This window comes from Streptomyces toxytricini, assembly GCF_014649915.1.
Lineage (GTDB): Bacteria > Actinomycetota > Actinomycetes > Streptomycetales > Streptomycetaceae > Streptomyces > Streptomyces toxytricini.
Window position 1 is genome coordinate 1 of the sequence record NZ_BMTY01000049.1, and the last position, 780, is coordinate 780.

Genomic DNA, 780 nt, shown 5'->3' on the forward strand with positions numbered 1-780 from the left:
ATCGGCCTCGTCGGCTACGAGATGGCCCTCCTCGTCGACCGCGCAGGCACGGTCCTCACCCCGGACCTGCGCGCCGAACTGCAGGGAAGCCTTCTCAACTAGCAAACAGGCAGTGCGTTTCGCGTCATCGCACCGTAAGGTGCGGTGGCGCGGTTCCACAGGGAGTACTGCGTTCTTGGAGTTCGGAGGAGGAGACGTGACAACACCCGGAGGACATCCTTATGGCGGCGCTCAGCAGCCGCAGGGTGGGCACGACCAGAACCGCTTCAACTTCCCCTCCGCCCCCAGCATGCCCGTGCCGGAGCAGAACCCGTACCAGCAGCAGCCGTACGCCCAGCCCCAGCAGGCGCCCCAGCGGCCTTCGCAGCAGCCCTTCCGGGCCGGCCGCGCCCAGGCCCCCAAGGCGCACAACCCGCTGGTGCGTCCGTATGCGATGACCGGCGGCCGGACCCGGCCGCGCTACCAGCTCGCCATCGAGGCGCTGGTCAGCACCACGGCGGATCCCGCTCGGCTGCAAGGGCAGTTGCCCGAGCACCAGCGCATCTGCCGACTGTGCCTGGAGATCAAATCCGTCGCGGAGATCTCGGCACTCCTCTCCATTCCTCTTGGTGTCGCCCGCATCCTCGTCGCCGACCTGGCGGAAGCGGGCCTTGTCGCCATTCACCAGCCCGGCGGCGACGAATCCGCCGGCGGCCAGCCAGATGTGACACTGCTCGAAAGGGTGCTCAGTGGACTTCGCAAGCTCTAACGGCGGGGCGGCTCGCTCCACCACCTCCGCGA

At 68.3% G+C, this 780-nt stretch carries 1 protein-coding gene and 1 pseudogene; both read left to right on the forward strand.

The genetic code is table 11. From position 1 onward, the window contains the following. Positions 1-102, forward strand: a pseudogene (locus tag IE170_RS32260) (roadblock/LC7 domain-containing protein); the annotation flags it as partial. A gap of 94 nt (positions 103-196) precedes the next feature. Further along, entirely contained in the window at positions 197-748 is a 552-nt protein-coding gene (locus tag IE170_RS32265; protein ID WP_189813034.1) for a DUF742 domain-containing protein, read from the forward strand. Positions 749-780 lie beyond the last annotated feature (32 nt).